This is a genomic window from Curtobacterium flaccumfaciens (assembly GCF_013359815.1).
In the GTDB taxonomy this organism is placed as follows: domain Bacteria; phylum Actinomycetota; class Actinomycetes; order Actinomycetales; family Microbacteriaceae; genus Curtobacterium; species Curtobacterium flaccumfaciens.
Genome location: NZ_JABMCF010000021.1, coordinates 1 through 1,042 on the forward strand (window position 1 = coordinate 1; position 1,042 = coordinate 1,042).

At 70.8% G+C, this 1,042-nt stretch carries 1 protein-coding gene; it reads right to left on the reverse strand.

From position 1 onward, the window contains the following. On the reverse strand, positions 1–1,042 hold a 1,042-nt coding region (metK, locus tag HP445_RS00060; RefSeq protein WP_175330755.1), incomplete at both ends, for a methionine adenosyltransferase.

Genomic DNA, 1,042 nt, shown 5'->3' on the forward strand with positions numbered 1-1,042 from the left:
CACGTGAACCCGGGGAGCTCGCGGCCGAAGTGGCCGTAGGTCGCGGTCTGCGCGTAGATCGGTCGGAGCAGGTCGAGGTCGCGGATGATCGCGGCCGGACGCAGGTCGAAGACCTGGCGGATGGCGGCCTCGATCGTGGCGTCGTCCACGTGACCGGTGCCGAAGGTCTCGACGTAGAGCCCGACGGGCTTCGCACGGCCGATCGCGTAGGCGACCTGCACCTCGAGCCGGTCGGCGAGCCCCGCGGCGACCGCGTTCTTGGCGACCCAGCGCAGCGCGTACGCCGCCGAACGGTCGACCTTCGACGGGTCCTTGCCGCTGAACGCGCCGCCACCGTGACGGGAGGCCCCGCCGTAGGTGTCGACGATCACCTTGCGGCCGGTGAGCCCGGCGTCGCCCTGGGGGCCGCCGATCTCGAAGCGGCCGGTCGGGTTCACGATGACGTCGACGTGCGACGAGTCGAGGTCGACCAGGTCGAGGACCGGACGGATCACGTGCTCGGTGATCGCCGCGGTGAGCTCGTCGAGCGTGACGCTCGGCGAGTGCTGCGTGGAGAGCACGACGGTCTCGACGGTCTTCGGCACGACGCCGTCGTACCCGATGGTGACCTGGGTCTTGCCGTCCGGGCGCAGGAACGACAGCTCGCCCGACTTCCGGACCGCGGCCAGGCGCTCGGCCAGGCGGTGCGCCAGCCAGATCGCGACCGGCATGTACTCGGGGGTCTCGTTCGTCGCGAAGCCGAACATGATGCCCTGGTCGCCGGCGCCCTGACGGTCCAGCGGGTCGACCGCACCGGTGCGGGAGTCGAGCGACTCGTCAACGCCCTGCGCGATGTCGGGCGACTGCGCGCCGATCGAGACCTCGACACCGCAGGTGGCACCGTCGAACGAGACGTCCGACGAGTTGTAGCCGATGCCGGTGATGACGTCACGGACGAGCTTGGGGATCTCGACGTAGCCGGAGGTCGTGACCTCGCCGGCGACGTGCACGAGCCCGGTGGTCACCATCGTCTCGACGGCGACGCGCGCGTTCGGGTCGACCG